This window comes from Paraburkholderia sediminicola, assembly GCF_046027825.1.
In the GTDB taxonomy this organism is placed as follows: domain Bacteria; phylum Pseudomonadota; class Gammaproteobacteria; order Burkholderiales; family Burkholderiaceae; genus Paraburkholderia; species Paraburkholderia sediminicola_D.
The window spans coordinates 102,582-121,055 of sequence record NZ_JAQQDU010000009.1 but is presented as its reverse complement, the minus strand read 5'-3'; the positions used below and the strand labels follow the sequence as shown (position 1 = coordinate 121,055).

16 protein-coding genes are annotated in these 18,474 nt (G+C 61.2%); 11 read left to right on the top strand and 5 right to left on the bottom strand.

Features of this window, described 5'->3' with window-relative positions:
• Positions 1-218 precede the first annotated feature (218 nt).
• Positions 219-1,622 (top strand): GGDEF domain-containing protein, encoded by a 1,404-nt coding sequence (locus tag PQQ96_RS07380; protein ID WP_408290423.1) that lies wholly within the window; start codon positions 219-221, stop codon positions 1,620-1,622.
• Positions 1,623-1,629: 7 nt separating this feature from the next.
• Here PQQ96_RS07380 and PQQ96_RS07375 read toward each other — a convergent pair whose 3' ends face one another.
• Both PQQ96_RS07375 and PQQ96_RS07370 read right to left on the bottom strand, forming a co-directional pair.
• Complete coding sequence (locus PQQ96_RS07375) at positions 1,630-2,154, bottom strand: thioesterase family protein (protein ID WP_408290421.1); 525 nt, start codon at positions 2,152-2,154, stop codon at positions 1,630-1,632.
• Between the two features lie 201 nt (positions 2,155-2,355).
• Positions 2,356-3,264: a LysR family transcriptional regulator gene (locus PQQ96_RS07370; protein WP_408290419.1), complete on the bottom strand. Its 909-nt coding sequence runs from the start codon at positions 3,262-3,264 to the stop codon at positions 2,356-2,358.
• 133 nt (positions 3,265-3,397) lie between these two features.
• On the opposite strand from PQQ96_RS07370, the gene PQQ96_RS07365 reads away from it, so the two are divergent.
• From PQQ96_RS07365 to PQQ96_RS07355, 3 genes are all read left to right on the top strand, one after another.
• On the top strand, positions 3,398-4,561 hold the full coding sequence (locus tag PQQ96_RS07365) for an amidohydrolase (RefSeq protein ID WP_408290418.1): 1,164 nt from the start codon (positions 3,398-3,400) through the stop codon (positions 4,559-4,561).
• Positions 4,562-4,612: 51 nt separating this feature from the next.
• Positions 4,613-5,386, top strand: a complete 774-nt coding sequence (locus PQQ96_RS07360; RefSeq protein WP_408290417.1) for a transporter substrate-binding domain-containing protein — start codon at positions 4,613-4,615, stop codon at positions 5,384-5,386.
• A 102-nt stretch (positions 5,387-5,488) separates the two neighbouring features.
• Entirely contained in the window at positions 5,489-6,637 is a 1,149-nt protein-coding gene (locus PQQ96_RS07355; protein WP_408290415.1) for a porin, read from the top strand.
• A 105-nt stretch (positions 6,638-6,742) separates the two neighbouring features.
• Here PQQ96_RS07355 and PQQ96_RS07350 read toward each other — a convergent pair whose 3' ends face one another.
• A complete protein-coding gene (locus tag PQQ96_RS07350; protein ID WP_408290414.1) occupies positions 6,743-9,016 on the bottom strand; it encodes a xanthine dehydrogenase family protein molybdopterin-binding subunit in 2,274 nt (757 codons plus the stop codon).
• Positions 9,017-9,544 (bottom strand): (2Fe-2S)-binding protein, encoded by a 528-nt coding sequence (locus PQQ96_RS07345; RefSeq protein ID WP_408290412.1) that lies wholly within the window; start codon positions 9,542-9,544, stop codon positions 9,017-9,019. It lies immediately after the preceding gene.
• Positions 9,545-9,684: 140 nt separating this feature from the next.
• Between PQQ96_RS07345 and PQQ96_RS07340 the strand changes: the two genes are divergently transcribed.
• Entirely contained in the window at positions 9,685-10,581 is an 897-nt protein-coding gene (locus PQQ96_RS07340; protein WP_408290410.1) for a LysR substrate-binding domain-containing protein, read from the top strand.
• Between the two features lie 34 nt (positions 10,582-10,615).
• Here the strand turns inward: PQQ96_RS07340 and PQQ96_RS07335 are convergent, their stop codons facing one another.
• Positions 10,616-11,563: a LysR substrate-binding domain-containing protein gene (locus PQQ96_RS07335; RefSeq protein WP_408290409.1), complete on the bottom strand. Its 948-nt coding sequence runs from the start codon at positions 11,561-11,563 to the stop codon at positions 10,616-10,618.
• A gap of 242 nt (positions 11,564-11,805) precedes the next feature.
• On the opposite strand from PQQ96_RS07335, the gene PQQ96_RS07330 reads away from it, so the two are divergent.
• The 6 genes from PQQ96_RS07330 to PQQ96_RS07305 all read left to right on the top strand — a co-directional run bounded on the left by PQQ96_RS07330 (position 11,806) and on the right by PQQ96_RS07305 (position 18,423).
• The gene (locus PQQ96_RS07330; protein ID WP_408290408.1) at positions 11,806-12,771 is read left to right on the top strand and encodes an amidohydrolase family protein; all 966 of its coding nucleotides are present in this window, start codon (positions 11,806-11,808) and stop codon (positions 12,769-12,771) included.
• A complete protein-coding gene (locus PQQ96_RS07325) occupies positions 12,771-13,697 on the top strand; it encodes an amidohydrolase family protein (protein WP_074289307.1) in 927 nt (308 codons plus the stop codon). Before PQQ96_RS07330 ends, PQQ96_RS07325 begins: the two co-directional genes overlap by 1 nt.
• Positions 13,698-13,791: 94 nt before the next feature.
• Complete coding sequence (locus tag PQQ96_RS07320) at positions 13,792-15,189, top strand: UbiD family decarboxylase (protein ID WP_408290406.1); 1,398 nt, start codon at positions 13,792-13,794, stop codon at positions 15,187-15,189.
• On the top strand, positions 15,186-15,800 hold the full coding sequence (locus tag PQQ96_RS07315) for a UbiX family flavin prenyltransferase (protein WP_408290404.1): 615 nt from the start codon (positions 15,186-15,188) through the stop codon (positions 15,798-15,800). Before PQQ96_RS07320 ends, PQQ96_RS07315 begins: the two co-directional genes overlap by 4 nt.
• 49 nt (positions 15,801-15,849) lie before the next feature.
• Positions 15,850-16,938: a CobW family GTP-binding protein gene (locus PQQ96_RS07310; RefSeq protein WP_408290402.1), complete on the top strand. Its 1,089-nt coding sequence runs from the start codon at positions 15,850-15,852 to the stop codon at positions 16,936-16,938.
• A gap of 138 nt (positions 16,939-17,076) precedes the next feature.
• The gene (locus PQQ96_RS07305) at positions 17,077-18,423 is read left to right on the top strand and encodes a nucleobase:cation symporter-2 family protein (RefSeq protein ID WP_408290401.1); all 1,347 of its coding nucleotides are present in this window, start codon (positions 17,077-17,079) and stop codon (positions 18,421-18,423) included.
• Positions 18,424-18,474 lie beyond the last annotated feature (51 nt).

Sequence of the window (18,474 nt, the reverse complement as noted above, 5' to 3'; positions counted from 1 at the left end):
CATGTCGTCGCGCTATAGGGCTAGCTATCAAGATTCGACATGTCGGGCGTCTTGCCAGACGAAACCTGGCGCATATACTTCCAATTGTCTGACGGTAGTCCTCTGCGCGGTATGCCTGGTTCTGCACGACGGTATAGTGGCGTGTCCGGGCCGGCCGATTCCCACGTCAAACGCTCGGCGATGCGAACAACCACGGAAGTATTGTCGGAGGCTGGCACATGAGCACGACCATCTCAATCGAAGAGCCGCGCCGCATCATCGGGATCGTGACCAAGATCTACTCAGGCTTGCTGGTCATTGGTTTTGCGCTCGTTCCCGCCTACCTGATTGCTTATCTGGCTTTCTTTCAGGACCCGAGCCTGAAGTTCGAAAACCACGCGTTCCACGAAATCGCGATCGCCGCCGCGACGCTCGAGGGGCTGTTTGTCACCTATGTGACCTGGCGTTGTTATATGTCGTCGGGTGAACCGCTGCTGCGGTGGCTGACTTTGGGCTTTCTAGGCTTTGTGGTGGTCTATGCGCTGCACGGCGCGTTCACCGGCATGGCTCACCACAATATCTGGCTATTCCTGCTATATGGACCGGCATCGCGTCTGGTGATGTCGGTGCTGCTGCTGGTCGGGCTCCATTCCTACCACCACGCGCCGGACGCGGTCGAGCGGCGCGCGAAGCCGCGCCCGTGGCTGATGTGGATTGCCGTGTTCGTCCTGATCGACCTGGTCGTCGGAATCATTGCGTATTCGCCCATTGCGGGTAACCTCGCCGTGCGACTCTCGATGGAGGGCGGAGCGCTCATCTTCTCGACGCTGAACGTCATGACGCTGATGCAGCGTCGCATTCGCTCGCCGCTGATGGTGATCTACGGCATCTCGATCACTTTCTTCGCGCTGGCGTCGCTCGCGTTCATTCTCGGCAAGCCTTGGAACCATATGTGGTGGCTGGCGCACGCGATCTTCGCAGCCGGCTTCTTTTTGCTGAGTTATGGCGTTGTTCAAGCCTTTCGCACGACACGGTCCTTTTCGACGATCTACAGCCAGGAAGAACTGATGGCTCGCATCGCCGAGGCGATGGCACGCACAGAAAGCGCGCTGCAGGAGCTCCAACGCACCAATCACCAGCTTGAGCATCTCGCCGCGACCGATCCGCTGACGGGTGCCGCGAACCGGCGCGAGTTTATCCAGCAAGTGGAGGCGGAAATTGCGCGAGCGAGGCGAGGTGGTGCGCCGTTCTCGCTGCTGGCGCTGGATCTCGACCACTTCAAATTGATCAACGACAACTACGGTCATCAGGTGGGCGACGAGGTGTTGCAACGATTCGTGCAGAAATGCCTTGATGCGATTCGGCCCTATGACGGCGTGGCGCGAGTCGGTGGCGAAGAGTTTATGGTGCTGCTGCCTAAAGCCGCGCTCGACATGGCACGTTCGATCGCGGAGCGCGTCCGGGGCGCCGTGGCGACCGAGGAGTTCTATACCGGAACCGGGCGACCCGTCGCCGTGACTGTCAGTGTTGGCGTCTCCGAGTTCGGCCGCGACGGCGACACGATCGACGCCCTCTTACGAGTCGCCGACGAGCGGCTTTACCGGGCCAAGCACAATGGCCGCAACCGCGTGGTGGCCGGATAGCCGAAGCCTACCGAACCGCCATGCCGCCTTCGGCCTCACTCCAGTTCGCGACCCATCCGGGCAACGTCGGCGACGGCTGCGTAATCCCGGAGAGTTGCATCAACTCGGCGGTCGTCACAACGCCGCCACTTCGCTTCAGGAATCGTGCTCGCACGACGGCCAGTGCGACTTGCACATCATCGCGCACGAACCCTTGTTCGATGAAGATGTGCTTTTCATCCCAACCGATAACACGAGTCTGGACGTTATAACGGTTGCCAAGCTCGAGCGACCGGTGAAAACGCATCGTCTCCAAGGTGACGACTGGATACCAGCCTTGTGTCTTCAATTGCCGCCATAGGCCACTACGCATCATCAGATCGACGCGCGCCAGATCGAGGATCGTGAAATAGCGGCCGTTGTTCATATGGAGCAATACGTCGAGGTCATTTAGCCAGACGCGAAAAGGCGTGACACACGTGTCGAGCACGTGCAGCCGACTCCGGCGACGACTGGTGAACAACAAAATCAGCAAACGAATTAGAAGACTCATGCGAAAACCCGGTGATAGGAACGCGCCGCGTGCGGCACGGGACCCAGCATGGTAGTCGCGCAGATACGACTCAGGACGTCGGCGGCGGGCAAATCTGTAGAGCGCCGACTCGAAAAGATGCGGCATGCCGTCGCGAATGACGACAAAGGCATAGGTTGTCTGGCGTCCCGCCCGGCGAGCAATCGGAAGGCCGCCGCGCCTTCAATCCGGCAGCGCCTTGCTCTTCAGGCAGTCGATGAAGTACTCCGCCGCGTCGTCCAGCACGCGATCCTTGCGACAAATCAGGCTGAGCGCGAGGCGAGGTAGCGCGATATCGAGTGCCACGCGCTCCAGCGTGCCGCGCTCGATTTCCTCGTTGAGTTGAAAGTCCGGCCAGACGCTCACCACCCCTGCCTCACTCGCGAGCTCCGTATAGAGCCGCCGTGCGGTGCAAACCGTAATGCGCGAAGGCGGCGCAATCGATCCTCCGGTGCCGCCTGCGCGTGCGGTCAGCGCAGCCCAGAATGCGGGCACGCTCTTGCGCGTGTAGTTGTAGAGCCAGTGCGCCTCCCGCAAACGTGCGAGCCGTCTCTCTCCTGCAAGCGGATCGCCCAGCTTGACCGCCAGCGATTGCGACACATTACCGAGCGGTATCACGCGGAACTCGTTGCTCGGATCGCCTTCGCCGGTAAAGCCGATACACATGTCGAACGAGCCGTCGCGCAGGCCGTCCATGAGCCGCATCGTCTGGTACTCGTGCACGTCGAGCTGCACATCCGGAAACCGCGCACGGAACACGTGGATCGCGTCCGGCACGACGATCGACGCGGCGAGCAGCGATACGCCGATCTCGAGTGTCCGCCCAGCCGACGACTTCATCTCCTCCAGTTCCTGCTCGGCCCGCGCGATCTCAGTCACGACGGTGCGTGCATGCCTGAGCAGCGCTTCGCCATACGGCGTCAAACGGATGCCCGAGCCGCTACGCAGCAGCAGCTGGACGCCCAAGCGCGCCTCCAGCTCCTTGATGCTCTTGGTCACGGCAGGCTGCGACAGGCACAGCGCCTCGGCGGCGGCCATCAGCGTGCCGTGCTCGGCAACGGCGACGAGAGTGCGCAATTGGGTGGTTTTCATGGTTTCCGCGGCCCATAAGCGTTGGCTATGTACATAAAAAACTGGAAATTGACCAGTCGCGGCGCTGGCTAGTATAGCCACTCCGCCGCCGTCTGTGAGGCGCGGCCGGAAGCACCCAAGACAAGGAGGGAAAGTGGGACTGAACGTCATCGATGCGGACATCGACGAGCTCGTTGCATTGCGGCGAGACATTCACGCCAATCCGGAAACGGCGTTCGACGAGACGCGCACGAGCGAACTCGTCGCCGCGAAACTGCGCGCGTGGGATATCGAAACACATACGGGTGTGGGCAAAACGGGCGTGGTCGGCATCATTCGGGGCACGCGCACGACGTCGGGCACGGGGCGGGCAATTGCGTTGCGCGCCGACATGGACGCGCTGCCCATGGAAGAGGAAGGACGCCCGTTGCACCGCTCCTTGCGGCAAGGGGTCTTTCACGGTTGCGGCCACGACGGCCATACGGCGATGCTGCTCGGCACAGCGCGTCATTTCAGCCGTCATCGCGATTTCGCAGGAACGATCGTACTGATCTTTCAGCCGGCGGAGGAAACCGGCGGCGGTGCGCTGGCCATGCTGGCCGACGGGCTCGAAACCCGCTTTCCGTTCGACGAAATCTACGCCATCCACAATGCGCCGCATTTCGCGCCAGGCACGTTCGGCGTGCGCGACGGCGCCATGCTGGCGTCGTGCGACGAGTTGCGGATAGACGTGACCGGCGTGGGCGGTCATGGCTCGTCGCCGGAGAGGACGAAGGATCCGATCGCGGCTTCGGCGCAGCTCGTCTGCGCGCTGCAGACTGTCGTGAGTCGCGCGATCGACCCCGCCTCGGTCGCCGTGCTCAGCATTGGCAGCATTCATGCAGGCAGCACGTCGAACGTGATTCCTTCCCATGCACAGATGACCGGCACCATGCGTACGTTCGACGAAAGCGTGCGCACACGGATGAAGGCGCGCATCGAGTCGATCTGCGCGGGCGTCGCGCTCGCGACCGAATGCGAGATCGCGGTGACGTTCTACGGCAGCTCGCCCGCGACGATCAACCATCGCAAGCAGGCCGAGGCCGCGGCCACCGCAGCGGCAGAGGTGTTCGGCGAGGCGAACGTCCTGCGCGATTTTCCGCCGCTCAACGGCTCCGAGGATTTCTCCGAATTTCTGCTGCGCCGGCCCGGCGCTTACGTGCTGCTCGGGCAGGGCGGCGTCTATTGCCATCATCCCGAGTTCGACTTCAACGACGAGGTGCTGCCGCTCGGTGTGCGCTTCTTCGTGACGCTGGCGCTCGCGCGCCTTGAGGCGTAGCCGGTCTTTTCACCTAAAAGCACATCCAGTTAATCCAGTCAGGACATACCCATGAAACAGACCCTGCTGCCGGCGCTCGCCGCCGTGGCCCTCGTCTTCGCACAGTCCGCGCAGGCCGAAACCTTGCGCTTCGGTACCGATCCGACCTATCCGCCGTACGAATACAAATTGCCGAGCGGTCAACTCGTGGGGCTCGATATCGACATTGGCAATGCCCTGTGCGCCGCCGCCCATGTGAAATGCGAATGGGTGGAAGGGAGTTTCGACGGCCTGATTGCCGGGCTGCAATCGCGCAAGTTCGATGCCATCAATGCGTCGCTCGCCGACACGGCCCCACGACGCGCGGTGATGGATTTCACGACGCCGCTGTACCCGGCGGACATTCGCCTCGTCGCCGCGAAGGCCGCTCACTTGCAGCCCACAGCGGCATCGCTCGCCGGCAAGCGTATCGGCGTCCTGCAAGGCTCCACGCAGACGGCATTCGCGAAGCGGAACTGGGCCCCGCACGGTGTGACAATCGTCGAGTATCAGGACCAGAACAGCGTCTACGCCGACCTCCAGAACGGACGGCTCGACGGTACGTTGGTCGTTGGCGCGGCCGCCCAACTAGGCTTCCTCGCAAAACCCGAGGGCAAGAACTTCGAACTGGCGGGCGCACAGATTGTCGATCCCGCGATGCTCTCCGCAAGCAGCGTAATCGGCGTGCGCAAGGCCGATCCGCACACGCTACAGATGCTCGACGCGGCGATCGCCCAACTCAAGCAAAACGGCACCATAGACCGGTTAACGCACAAGTACCTGGACACAGCGACAACCACGAAGTAACCCCTGCACCCGCCAGGTGCGCCGCTGCCAGCGCGCGGGACAAGCCGCGCGCGGCACGCCCCGTGCGGCATTCCGTTCGACCTCTATCCGCTGAATCACAACATGAAACGACACGCACTATTGGGCTGCGTGCTGAGCGCGGTCGCGCTCAGCGCACACGCAAGCAACGACAACAGCGTCACGCTATTCGGCATCATTGACCAGGGGATTGTCTATACCCCGAATCAGGGCGGCTCGCACGCGGTCCAGATGGTCAGCGGCACCACCGCGCCAACGAAATGGGGCCTGCGCGGCACAGAGGATCTCGGCGGTGGCAACAAGGCGCTGTTCATGCTGTCCACCACGTTCTCCGCCAACAACGGCACCTCCTGGCCGAGCGGCCGGATGTTCGGCGACTACGCATGGGTCGGTCTCGCGAACGACCACCTCGGCACACTCAAACTCGGCCGCCAGTCCGATTCGATGATCGCTTATCTAGGTGACTTCTCAGCAGTCGGAAGCTGGGGCGGAACATTCTTTGCGCACCCGTTCGACAACGACAATCTGTGGGACTCCTTCCTGCTGAACAATGCAGTGCGATACGAGAGCATCAGTTTTTCCGGCTTCGACGTCGGCGCCACTTACGCGTTCAGCAACAAGGCCACGTCGACCTCGGGAGTCGGCTCAGGTTTCGCCGACAACCGCGTGTGGGAGGCGGCCGCGCGCTATCACACAGGACCGTTCAGTGCTGCGCTTGTCTATGAAGAGCTCAGCCATCCCGGCGACGACGGCCCCGGCACCTTTGGTGCAGTCGATGTTGCCGATGCCAATTTCACCGCGAACGGGCAGCGCATTTACGGCATCGGTGTCGGCTATGCATTCCAGCGCGCGGAGTTGCATGCCAACATCACGCGCACGACATTATCGGAACCCACGAGCGAATACCAGAGCACGAGCTTTAACGGCGCAAGCTCGATGAGCTTCGACAATGTCGAGCTCAATGCGGTCTATCATGTGACGCCTACATTTAGCGTTGAAGGTGCATACACGTACACGTCGGCCAAAGTGAACGGTAGCGCACCACACTGGAACCAGTTCGGTCTGGTGGCGGAATATGCGCTGTCGCATCGCACCAGCGTCTATGCACAAGGTGTTTATCAACACGCCACCGGTGACGGATCACCGTTCGCACACGCGCAGATCAATACACTTTCGCCTGCCTCGGGTGACGTTCAGTCAGTGGTAGGAATCGGTTTGCGACACTTCTTCTGACGGGGGCAGGTTCTCAACGAGCCTGAAACTACCGCCTATAATCCCGGGTCGCGAAGGCTATCGCGACCCGGGATGCTGCAGCGTGATCGAGCAGTCACCGCCCGTTCAAGCCTTCGCTTTCTCGCTAACCTTCCCATGAGCGCCCACCTTCTCCAGATCAAACGGCGTATCCCGCAACCGCCGTCCCGTCAGCTTGAACACCGCATTCGCCACCGCCGGTGCAACGGAAGGACTCGACAACTCCCCGACCCCACCAGGCTTAGCCGGATCCCCTTGCACGATCTGAATATCGACCTCCGGCATATCGCTCATCCGCATCACGCGATACGTGTCGAAGTTCTTCTGCTCAATCTGCCCATGGCGAATATCGATACGATCTGCCGTCGCGTGCCCTAACCCCCACATCAGCCCGCCATACAGTTGCTCCTCAACCCCACCCGGCGATACAGCCAACCCGCAATCCGCCACACACGTCAGCTTCTCGACCGCAACCGCATCGCCCTTACGAACCACCTGCGCCACCACCGCCACATAGCTGCTATACGCCTGATTCGTCGCGACACCCAATGCAGTGCCGGCAGGCAACGGCTTGCCCCACCCAGCCCGCTCCGCCGCCTCGCGCAGCACGGCCTTATGCCGCGGGTCCTTCATATGCGCGAGCCGGAAATCAACCGGATCGCGCTGTGCGGCATGCGCGGCCTCATCCATAAACGACTCCACCGCGAACACGTTCGGGATATAACTCACCGCGCGATACCAGCCGGTCGGCACGCCGGTCTCATGACGCACCCAACCAATATCGACATGTGGTGCGTCGTAAGCGAACTCGTATTTGCTGATCGCTTCGGTTGTGCTGTAGTCCATCCGGTCCGGACGGTCGAAATAACCCGGCTCCCATTGTTCCGGCGAGGCCGGCATCACGGCACGCAATTGAAACGTGGTGAGATTGCCGTGTGCATCGAGTGCGGCTTTGGCGCGGTGGTAACTTGCCGAATGGTAGAAGAGCGCGCGCATTTCGTCTTCGCGGCTGTTCATCAGCTTGACCGGTTTGCCAGCTTTCAATGCGAGCCATGTCACTTCGAATAGCCAGTACTTCGATTCGCGCGAGCCAAAGCTGCCGCCCGAGACGAGTTCATGCAGAACAACGCGGTCAGCGGGAATACCGCCGATCACCTCGGCCGCCTCCTGCACAGTGGATGGCACTTGCAAACCGCCCCAGTACTCGATGTGGCCGTCTTTCGCCCACGCTGTGACATTGATCGGCTCGAGCGCATTTTGCGCCTTGTAGGGCATCGCATACGACGCCTCGACCATGCGCGCGCCGTGTGGCCACGCAGTTTTCGCGTCACCGGTTTGGATCGTCGGCACGACACGCGCGGCCGGATCGTCGAGCCATGCGGCCTGACGTGCGGCGAGCGTACTGCTGTCGAAGGTTTCCAGCGGACTGTCTTCCCACTCGACCTTTAGCGCCGCCTGGCCTTGATGCGCCGACCAATAATCGTCGGCCAGCACGGCGACGCCCGCCTGATTGCCGCCAAGAAGATCGGGCCGGCCTGGAATCTGCAACACCTGCCGCACACCTGGCACCGCCAACGCGGCTTTGGCGTCCACGCTACGCAAGCGCGCATCGATCACCGGCGCGCGGGTGACGACCGCTACCAGCATGTCCGGCAACGACACGTCGATGCTGTACGGAAACGCGCCTCTCGCTTTCAGATCGGCACCGCGTTTTTTCTGCAGCTTGCCGATGTATTCGAACTGCGACGGGTCTTTCAACGCGACGTCTTTCGGCGCGGGTAATTGCGCCGCTACGCTCGCCAATGATCCATAGTTCGCGCGCTTGCCACTCGTCTTGTCAACAACGAAGCCGTTCTCCGTCGTGCAAGCGGACGGCTCCACGTTCCATTGTTTCGCGGCGGCTTCGATCAACATGGCACGTGCGGTTGCGCCCGCACGCCGCAAGCGATCGTATTCGAGCGAGACGCTGGTACTGCCACCTGTCGAGAACACTTTCCACAGCGGATGGATGTAATCCCCGAAGAACGGATTCTCCGGCGTAATCACATCCACGCGAAACGGGTCGACATCGAGTTCTTCAGCGACAACCGCAGCCAATGCAGTACGCGTTCCCGTGCCCGAGTCGTGCTTATGGACCACCAGCTTGATCGTGTCGTCAGGCAGCACGCGCACCCATGCGTTCGGTTCGAACTCGCCGGCCTGCGGTTTCGGATCGCCGCTTACGTTGGCGTCTTTCGCGAATGCCTCAGGCAGTTGAAAGCCGATCGCGAGGCCCGACGCCAACAGTGCCGAACTCTGTTTGATGAAACGTCTGCGGGCTGCACCGTGCGCGCTGTTTAGCGCTTGCTTATCGTTGCGCATTCAAGCCTCCTCTTTCGCAGAGGTGCAGGCAGAAGCGCACATCGGCTCGACCCACGTGACCGCTGCAAGCGCCGGATCGCCAGAAGCCGCGCGTTTGATCGCCTTGCGAATGCGCGAATAGGTGCCACAGCGGCAGATGTTGCCCGCCATGGCCGTCGCGATGGTTTCATCGTTGACCGTCGGCTTGTCCTTCAGAAACGACGCCGCCTGCATCAACTGACCGGACTGGCAGTAGCCGCACTGCGGCACGTCCTCGGCGACCCATGCGAGTTGCAGCGGATGCGTGCCGTCTTTCGACAACCCTTCGATTGTCGTGATATTTTTTCCAGCCACGGCCGCAATCGGCAACAAACAGGAGCGCACCGCCTCGCCCTCCAGATGCACCGTACACGCGCCGCAAAAGCCGCCGCCGCAACCGAATTTCGTTCCGGTCAATTTGAGCCGGTCGCGCAACACCCACAACAGGGGCATGTCTTCCGGTACATTGTCGAGCGAGTGCCGCGTGTCGTTGACCACGATCTCGATCATGCGTGTCTCCTGAATGGTGTTGTGCAGCGCGGCGTGAGGTACATGCCACACAGGCCGCGTGCTTGCGGCCATTATTGAAAGCCGTTAAGCGCAACGCCAGCGACGATTTCTTCCATCATCCGTAAGTCCGGCTAACACCCATGTTGAAGCGCTACCCTTCCATCCAGTCGATGCAGGCCTTTCTGCAGGCGGCACGCGTCGGCAGCTTTTCGAGCGCGGCACGCCAGCTGTCCCTCACGCATAGCGCGATCAGCCAGCAGATCCGCACGCTGGAAGAGTTCGTCGGGCAGCCGTTGTTCGTGCGCGAAAGCGGCCGCGTGGTGCTGACCGATGCCGGCGTACTGTTCGCCAATCAGTTGGCGGATGGCTTCGAGCAGATTGATCGCGCGCTGTCGTCGGTCAAAGAGCGCACGGTCAAGCAATCGATCACGCTCGACGTCGATCCCGAGCTCGCGCAGAGCTGGCTGGTGGCCCGCTTGCCTGCGTTGCTCGGTGCGTTAGCCGGCACATCGTTGACGGTACTGTCCACACCGCGCTATGAGCGCAGCGCGTTCGAGCGCGTGGATATTGCGTTGCGGTATGGGTATGGAGAATGGGAAGGCTTCGAGAACGCACTGATCTGCGGGGATCGATTGACTGCCGTGGGTTCGCCCGCGCTTCTTGAGGCGCGCGGGCTGAGCCTGCCGCTCACGCCTGAACAGGTGCTCGATTTACCATTGCTCGGCTATACGAAACGCTCGTGGATTCCGTGGCTCACCGCGGCAGGCATGCCTGCAGTCGAGCCGGATGCGGTCGCCGTGTTCGACAATGCCGCCGGGCTGATTGCGGCGGCCAGCGCAGGCGTGGGTGCTGGTTTGGCGCGCGGCTTGCTCGCTGCCGACGCGCAACGCGAAGGACGGTTGGTCGAACTCACACAAGTGGAAATTCCAACGCATTACAACTTGTATGCAGTGTGGCCTCGGGAGAAGGCGGCGCGCGTTGCGCCGTTAATCGAAGTGATTCGCGAGCTGGTCGCACAAACAGGCAGCCTGCGTTAGCTTGACCGCTCGCCGCCCTTTGCATGCAAGCTCACTATCGCGCGCCACGCAAACTGGCAGCGCGCTGGCGTGACTGTTCAGCGCCCCTCTCTTTTGTGCTCACGCTAGCGGCCACCTCGCGCACGGTGTCGAGAAACAGCGAAAGCACCGGCGACGGATCCTCAGCGCGATAGCGTGCGTGCAGCGACACCTCGGGACAGGGCGCCGCCAGCGGCACGAACGCAACGCCCCCGGTCGTCAACTGCCGCGCCGACGAAGGCAGCAACGCCACGCCCAAGCCTTCACGCACCAGACACAGCAGCGTATGCACCTCGACCACCTCCTGCTCGATCTGCGGTGTAAACCCTGCCTCGACGCAACAGTCCTGTAGAAAGCGCGCAAGCTGCGACTGCTGCAAACCGAACGACACAAAACGCTCCGTCTCCAACTCACGCAACGCAATCTCCTCACGCGCGGCAAGCCGATGCCCTAACGGCAGTGCCACCACGGCCGATTCCCGCATCATCACTTCACTACAAATCTCCGGGTCCTCATGCGACACCCGGAAGAAGCACACATCCAGGCGCCGCTCCTTGAGCGCGAGAATCTGCGCAGCGGGAGTCATCTCATGCAGCGTCCACTGCACTTGCGGATGCTTCTCCGCAAATACCCGTAGTGCGCGCGGAATCGGTTCGACCATCGCCGAGCTGATGATGCCGATCTCGAGACTTCCCACTTCGCCACGTCCGGCGCAACGCGTCAGATCGATCGCGCGCTCGAACTGCGCGAAGATCAGCGGCACCTGCTCCTTAAGTGTTTTCCCTGCATCGGTGAGTTCGACACGGTGTTGCGAGCGCATGAACAACGCGGTGCCCATCTCCTCTTCGAGGATGCGAATCTGCTGACTCAGCGGTGGCTGCGAAATGTGCAGCCGTGCGGCTGCCCGGCCGAAATGCAGTTCGTCGGCAAGTACCGCGAAGTAACGCAACAGCCGGATGTCCATATCGCAAACGTATCAAGATCGTGGTTAAAAAATATTGTACAGAGCGTTTTTATCTTGTGAGACTGCATCGCAAGCAGCAGTGCACATCAGTGTGACACTCGATGCCGGCGAGGGGAAGGCGCACAAACACTGCGTCTTGCAAAGGGCCGCATGGGCAAGCCTGTCTGGGCTCCGTTCCATCGATGCGCCTGCCCGCGATCCGGCAACTGGATACACCAGTTCCTCTCAAGGAGATCGAGTACATGATCATCGACACTAGCTGTTACCCGACCAATCTGGTCGACCTCGCCTGGCGCCACGACGGCGAGCCATTTACCGGCGAGCGTCTGATCGCAACGATGGACGGCCCCTACATCATCAACGGCAAGCCGCGCCGCATCGACAAGGCATTCATTCAGCCGCCGCAAGGCAACACCATCTATACGTGGACCGACGGCAATCGTTCGGGCCGCGAATCGATTGACGACTACATGGCGTACACCGTCGAAATGACGCAGAAGTACCCGGACCGTCTGATCGGTTGCTTCGTGTACAACCCGCGTTGCGGTCCTGAGAACGGCGCCGACGCCATCGAGTTCTATGCGAAGGAACACGGCTTCAAGATGGTGCAGTTGCAGGCCAACATGCATGCGTATCGCCCCGATCGCGCACTCGACTGGCTGCGTCCTGCATTGCGTAAATGCGCGGACCTCGGCCTACTCGTGAAGCTGCATACCGGCGACGGCCCATACAGCATTCCGAGCGAATGGTATCCGCTGATCCGCGAATTCCCGTCAGTGAATTTCATCATGGCGCACTTCGGTGTGCAGACGGGCGGCGTGTACTGCTTTGAGCCGTATCAGATGGCGCTCGATACGCCAAATGTGTATTGCGAATCGAGCTGGTGTCTGCAATCGCGGATCGTCGAATTCGCGAAGGTGCTGCCGACGCACAAGATTCTCTACGGCTCGGACACGCCGCCGAACGAACCCGGCATGTGGCTGCGTTTGCTCGAAGTGTTGTGCCACGAGCCGCCGCAAGGTCTGAATCTCGACGAAGACACGCTCGAGGATTACCTGGGCAACAACCTCGCCCGCATGATCGGCATCGAGCCTACCGCGCGGCCGAAAAGCGTCGAAGAAGCACAGGCCTATCTGAAACACCACGCCAGCGCGTCGCAAAAGCACGCCGCGAATGTAACGCAAGCAGCCTACGCAGGAGCCCGCTGATGATCATCGATACCCATCTGCACCCGACCAATCTCGTCGACGAAGCGTGGCGCCACACCGGCGAGCCGTTCACCGGCGAACGCCTGCTGAAGATGATGGACGGTCCGTACATCATCAACGGCAAGCCGCGCCGTATCGACATGGGCTTCATCCAGCCGCCGCCGGGCAACACCGGCTATCGCGACGGCAATCGCCGCGGCCGTGAAGGCATTCGCGATTACATGGCGTATATCGCCGAGCTCACGCAGAAATACCCAGATCGCTTTATCGGCAACTTCACGTACAACCCGCGTTGGGGCCCGGAGAACGGCGCAGCCGAACTCGAATTCCACGTGAAAGAGTATGGCTTCAAGATGCTCAAGCTTCACGCGAACATGCACGGCTATCGTCCTGATCGCGCGCTCGACTGGCTGCGTCCGGCGATGAAGAAGTGTGCCGAACTCGGCGTGGTGGTGCTGATTCACACCGGCGACGGACCGTACACGATTCCGACGCAGTTCTATCCAATCATCCGCGAATTCCCGATGGTGAATTTCATCATCGGTCACTTCGGGATTCAAACGGGTGGCAACTACTCGTTTGAATCGTTCTGGATGGCGATGGACACGCCGAACGTGTATTGCGAATCGGGCTGGTGCTATCAGTCGCGCATCGTCGAATTCGCTCGTGAGTTGCCGCGTAACAAAATCGTGTTCGGTACCGACTCACCGCCGAACGAACCGGGCATGTGGCTGCGCGAACTCGAAATGTTGTGCGGACCGGCGCCGCAAGGCATGGATCTGGATGAAGACGGTCTCGAAGACTATATGGGCAATAACATCGCCCGTCTGGTCGGCATCGAGCCGACCAAGCCGCCGAAAGATCTGGCCGAAGCGGAGAAGCGTTTGAAGGCAACTTACGTGAATGACGTAACGCAGCCGGCCTAACGCGTTTAACGCTTGCTGTAAGGCAGGTGCGGGTCACACCGCACCTGCCTCTCCCCACAGTCCGCTTTCGCTATCGCTTTCGACGGAGTTCACTATGGCGGATAACCTCTTCCGCGCCACGCAGGATTTTCACCGCTTCGCACAAGCGTATCGCGAGCAGTTTCCCGATGATGTACTGACCATCAAGCAACCCGTGGCCGCAGATCAGGACGTCACCGCTATCGTGGCCGAATTGGCCGCGCGCGGACGGCATGACATGTTGATCTGCGAAAAGGTCGACGGCATTGCGACACCACTGGTCACCAATTTCTTCGCTTCACGTACCCGCATTGGCCGTTTATTCGACGTCGAAGCGTCCGGCCTGTTCGACGCTTACCAGCAACGTGCGAACGCTCCCATCGCGCCGGTTTTCGTTCCGACCGGTCCCGTTCTCGATCAGGTTATCGAAGGCGACGCCGTCGATCTCGCGCAACTGCCGATGATCCGCCACTTCGACACCGACCGAGGTCCGTACATCACCAACGCGGTGATCATTGCGGAAGACCCGGTGACAGGCGTCGCCAATCTCAGCTACCACCGTTCAATGCGGCACGCCCGCAATGCGCTCGCCACCAGCCTGCATTCACGCGGCCACCTCTGGCGCATGCTGCAAACCGCTCAAGCACGCGGCGACACGTTGAAGGTCGCCATGGTGATCGGTGCGCATCCGTTGTTCATGCTGGCCGCCGCGGCGCGTGTGCCCTTCGGCACAGATGAACGCACAATCGCAGGCGGATTGTTTGGTGCGCCGCTGCAACTGGTGCGTACGCCGCGTTACGGCATCGGCGTTCCCGCTGCCGCTGAGTTTGTCCTTGAAGGCACGATCGATCCCGACGCTCATGCAGAAGAAGGCCCGTTCGGCGAATTCACCGGCTATTCATCGGACCGCTCCACCAACAACGTGCTGCGCGTCGACACGATGATGCGGCGTAACGATGCATGGCTCGTCGATGTCGTTGGCGGCCCGTACGCGGAGCATCTGACGCTGGCGCGCTTGCCGCGCGAAGCGGAAATGAGCGAGAAGCTGAAGGCGCGCTTTCCTTCCGTTACCGCGCTGCACTATCCAAACTCGGGTACGCATTTTCACTGCTACGTCGCGTTGAACCAGACACGCGATGGCGAAGCGCGCCAGATCATGCTCGCCTTGCTCGGCTGGGACCCCTATCTGAAGAACGTGGTGGCGGTGGATAGCGATATCGACATCACCAACGATTCGCAGGTGCTGTGGGCCATCGCCACGCATTTCCAGCCGCATCAGGACGTGTTCATCGTCGATGGTTTGCCAGGTAGCCCGCTCGATCCGTCGTCATCCGCTACGGGCACGACGTCGCGCATGGGCATCGACGCGACACGCGGCTCTCACTTCGACGGCATTCGCGCGAAGATCAGCGAACGGGCGTCACAGCAAGCGGTTGATATTCTGGCTCGCGCTGCCATCGGAGCGCAACGATGACCCCGCGGCGACTCGTGGTCGGCATCAGCGGCGCGTCCGGCTTCACGTACGGTGTGCGCCTGCTGCAACTGCTGCGTCAACTGGATATCGAAACGCATCTGACCGTCTCGCGCAGCGCTTTGCTGACGATGACGCACGAAACCGACTACAAGTTCGCCGACGTCAGCGCGCTCGCCAGCTTCACCTATCGTTGCGACGACATGGCAGCGGCCATTTCCAGCGGCTCGTTCCGCTCGCTGGGCATGATCGTCGCGCCCTGTTCGATGAAGACGCTTGCCGAAATTGCCAGCGGCATGTCGTCAACCCTGATCTCACGCGCCGCCGACGTCACGTTGAAAGAGCGCCGCCCGTTAGTGCTGCTGGCGCGTGAAACCCCTTACACGCTGGCGCATCTGCGCAACATGATCGCCGTCACTGAAATGGGCGCGATCGTCGCCCCACCTGTCCCGGCGTTTTACGCGCGCCCTGTTTCGCTCGACCAGATGATCGACCACACGCTAGGCCGCGTACTCGATCTGTTCGGTCTCGAAGCGGGCACCGTCAAACGCTGGCGAGAGGCTGACATAGAAACCGCCTCACAGGAAGCAGCCCAAGCAGCGCATATCGCCTGATAGCTGAATCGCACGAACCGCAGTACGAACGAAGAAACGGAGACGAGCCATGAATCACATTCACACCACCCACAACGAAATCGAGAAAATCCCCGTCACGGTGCTGACCGGCTTTCTCGGCGCCGGCAAAACGACGCTGCTCAACTACATCCTGCGCGAGAAGCACGGCCGCAAGATCGCGGTGATCGAAAACGAGTTCGGCGAGATCGGCATCGACGGTGGCCTCGTGCTCGAATCGACCGAAGAAATCTACGAGATGACGAACGGTTGCGTGTGCTGCGTCGGCGCAGTGCGCGAAGATCTGGTGCGAATCGTGCGCATGCTGGTGGAAAGGCCAGACCGGCTCGATCACATCATCGTCGAAACGAGCGGGCTCGCCGATCCGTATCCGGTCGCACAGACGTTCTTCCTCGACGATCCGATCGCGAAACAGGTGACATTGGATGCGGTCGTCACGATGGTGGACGCGAAGCATATCGCCGCGCATCTCGACGATCTGGTACTCGACGGCAGCGACAACCAGGCGGTCGATCAGATCGTCTGTGCGGACCGTATCGTGATTAACAAGGTGGATCTCGTGACTGCGGAAGATATCACGTCGCTGACGCAGCGCATTCGCGGGTTGAATGCCACGGCGGAGATCGTCGAATCAAGCTATGCACAGATCGACCTGGACAAGATACTCGGCGTCGGTGCGAACGAGTTCTCGCAGATTCTTGTGGAGGCGGACGGCTTGCATGACGAAGAGCATCACCACGAAGAACATGAAGCGCACCACGATCATGAACACGCCCATCATGATGAAGATCACGCTGACCACCAGCACGACGAAAGCGTGTCCTCGGTCGGCATCGAAGTGGATGCCGATATCGATCTCGACGCGCTGCAAGCCTGGCTCGCCGAACTGCGCGATTCCGATGCCACCAACCTGTTCCGTATGAAAGGCATTCTCGCCGTGCAAGGCCAGTCGCACCGCTATGTGCTGCAAGGCGTGCACAACGTCATCGAATTTCGCGCGGCGCAAGTGTGGGGCACTGAACCACGCTCATGCCGCATTGTATTCATCGGACGCGATCTCGATCGCGCCGCGCTGACCGACCGCTTCCATGCCTGTCTAGCCGTGCCGGTTGCGGCCTGACGGGAGCTCCGGTCGGCGCGTGAAGTGATGCTGCACGGCGAGTCCGTGCGGCGCGCTCCGATCGACAACGACAATTGCTGTGCGTAGGACCGGAGCAAGCGCCAAAGCGCCAACTCCGGCCGACATTGGAGACACGTCATGAACACCGCCATACACCCCGTCGATCGGATTCTGCCGAAGCGCCAGATGATCACGCTCGGTTTGCAGCACATGCTAGTGGCTTATATCGGCGCGATTGCTGTTCCGCTGATCGTCGCGTCGGCACTGAAGATGTCGCCGGCCGACACGACCGTGCTCATCAGCACCGCCCTGTTTTGCTCAGGCATCTCGACGATCTTGCAGACCGTCGGCGTCTGGAAGTTCGGCGTGCGTCTGCCGATTCTGCAAGGCGTCGCCTTCAGCAGCGTCGGGCCGGTGATCGCGATCGGTCTGAGCCCCGGTGTCGGGTTTGCCGGCGTGTGCGGCGCGGTGATTGGCGCGGGTCTCTTCACGATGTTCGCCGCGCCGCTGGTCGGACGCTTACGAAGGTTCTTCCCACCTGTGGTGACTGGCTGCATCGTGACCGTGATCGGTTTGCAACTGTTCCCCGTTGCATATCAATGGGCCGGTGGTGGCGAGGCCGCGCAGCAGCAGTTCGGTGCGTTGCCCTTCCTGAGCGTCACGCTGTTCGTCGCGGTGGTGATTCTCGCGATCAACCGTTTTGCCGGTCCGTTCCTGCGCAATCTGTCCGTGCTGATCGGTTTGATCGCGGGCGGCATTCTCGCCTGCTCGCTCGGCATGGGCAACTTCACGAGCGTGAGCGCCGCGCCGTGGTTCACGATGCCGATGCCGTTCCACTTTGGCACACCGGTGTTTTCGGTGGTGCCGGTACTGACAATGATTGTTGTGATGGTGGTGCAGATGGTCGAATCGATGGGACTGTTCGTCGCTATCGGTGGCATCGTCGACAAGGACGTGAGCGAGGAAGACGTGGTGCGTGGCATGCGTGCGAATGGTCTGGCGAGCGCGATCGCCGGTATGTTCGCGGCGTTCCCGTTCATCGCCTTCATGGAAAACGTCGGCCTCGTGATCCTGACCGGCGTGCGCAGTCGCTGGGTGGTGGCGATCAGCGGCCTGCTGATGTGCGTGGTGGCGCTGGTGCCGAAGATTGGTGCGGTAGTCGCATCAACGCCCGCTGCGGCGCTCGGCGGCGCAGGCATCGCGATGTTCGGTGTGGTGGTGGCAGCCGGTATTCAGACGTTGGCAAAAGTGGACTTCGAGCGCAATCGCTACAACGTGCTGATCGTCGGCTTCACGATCGCCACCGCGCTAATTCCCGTGATGGCGCCGCAAGTCTTCAAGCATATGCCCGACTGGACACAGCCGTTCCTCCATAGCGGCGTCGTGCTGGCGTGCCTGGTGTCGGTCGTGTTGAACGCGGTGCTGAATGGCGCGCATGAAGAAGAAAAAAAGATTGTCGAGACGCATAACCTGGTCCGCGAATAGGCGGGTAATAAGCGGCCGCCGGGGAACCGGTAGGCGCCCGTTAGAAAAAAA

Excerpts from the sequence above, each read along its gene's own strand:
- PQQ96_RS07380 (WP_408290423.1), top strand. The coding sequence starts at position 219 with ATGAGCACGACCATCTCAATCGAAGAGCCGCGCCGCATCATCGGGATC.
- PQQ96_RS07375 (WP_408290421.1), bottom strand. The coding sequence starts at position 2,154 with ATGAGTCTTCTAATTCGTTTGCTGATTTTGTTGTTCACCAGTCGTCGC.
- PQQ96_RS07370 (WP_408290419.1), bottom strand. The coding sequence starts at position 3,264 with ATGAAAACCACCCAATTGCGCACTCTCGTCGCCGTTGCCGAGCACGGC.
- PQQ96_RS07360 (WP_408290417.1), top strand. The coding sequence starts at position 4,613 with ATGAAACAGACCCTGCTGCCGGCGCTCGCCGCCGTGGCCCTCGTCTTC.
- PQQ96_RS07355 (WP_408290415.1), top strand. The coding sequence starts at position 5,489 with ATGAAACGACACGCACTATTGGGCTGCGTGCTGAGCGCGGTCGCGCTC.
- PQQ96_RS07350 (WP_408290414.1), bottom strand. The coding sequence starts at position 9,016 with ATGCGCAACGATAAGCAAGCGCTAAACAGCGCGCACGGTGCAGCCCGC.
- PQQ96_RS07345 (WP_408290412.1), bottom strand. The coding sequence starts at position 9,544 with ATGATCGAGATCGTGGTCAACGACACGCGGCACTCGCTCGACAATGTA.
- PQQ96_RS07340 (WP_408290410.1), top strand. The coding sequence starts at position 9,685 with ATGTTGAAGCGCTACCCTTCCATCCAGTCGATGCAGGCCTTTCTGCAG.
- PQQ96_RS07335 (WP_408290409.1), bottom strand. The coding sequence starts at position 11,563 with ATGGACATCCGGCTGTTGCGTTACTTCGCGGTACTTGCCGACGAACTG.
- PQQ96_RS07330 (WP_408290408.1), top strand. The coding sequence starts at position 11,806 with ATGATCATCGACACTAGCTGTTACCCGACCAATCTGGTCGACCTCGCC.
- PQQ96_RS07325 (WP_074289307.1), top strand. The coding sequence starts at position 12,771 with ATGATCATCGATACCCATCTGCACCCGACCAATCTCGTCGACGAAGCG.
- PQQ96_RS07320 (WP_408290406.1), top strand. The coding sequence starts at position 13,792 with ATGGCGGATAACCTCTTCCGCGCCACGCAGGATTTTCACCGCTTCGCA.
- PQQ96_RS07315 (WP_408290404.1), top strand. The coding sequence starts at position 15,186 with ATGACCCCGCGGCGACTCGTGGTCGGCATCAGCGGCGCGTCCGGCTTC.
- PQQ96_RS07310 (WP_408290402.1), top strand. The coding sequence starts at position 15,850 with ATGAATCACATTCACACCACCCACAACGAAATCGAGAAAATCCCCGTC.
- PQQ96_RS07305 (WP_408290401.1), top strand. The coding sequence starts at position 17,077 with ATGAACACCGCCATACACCCCGTCGATCGGATTCTGCCGAAGCGCCAG.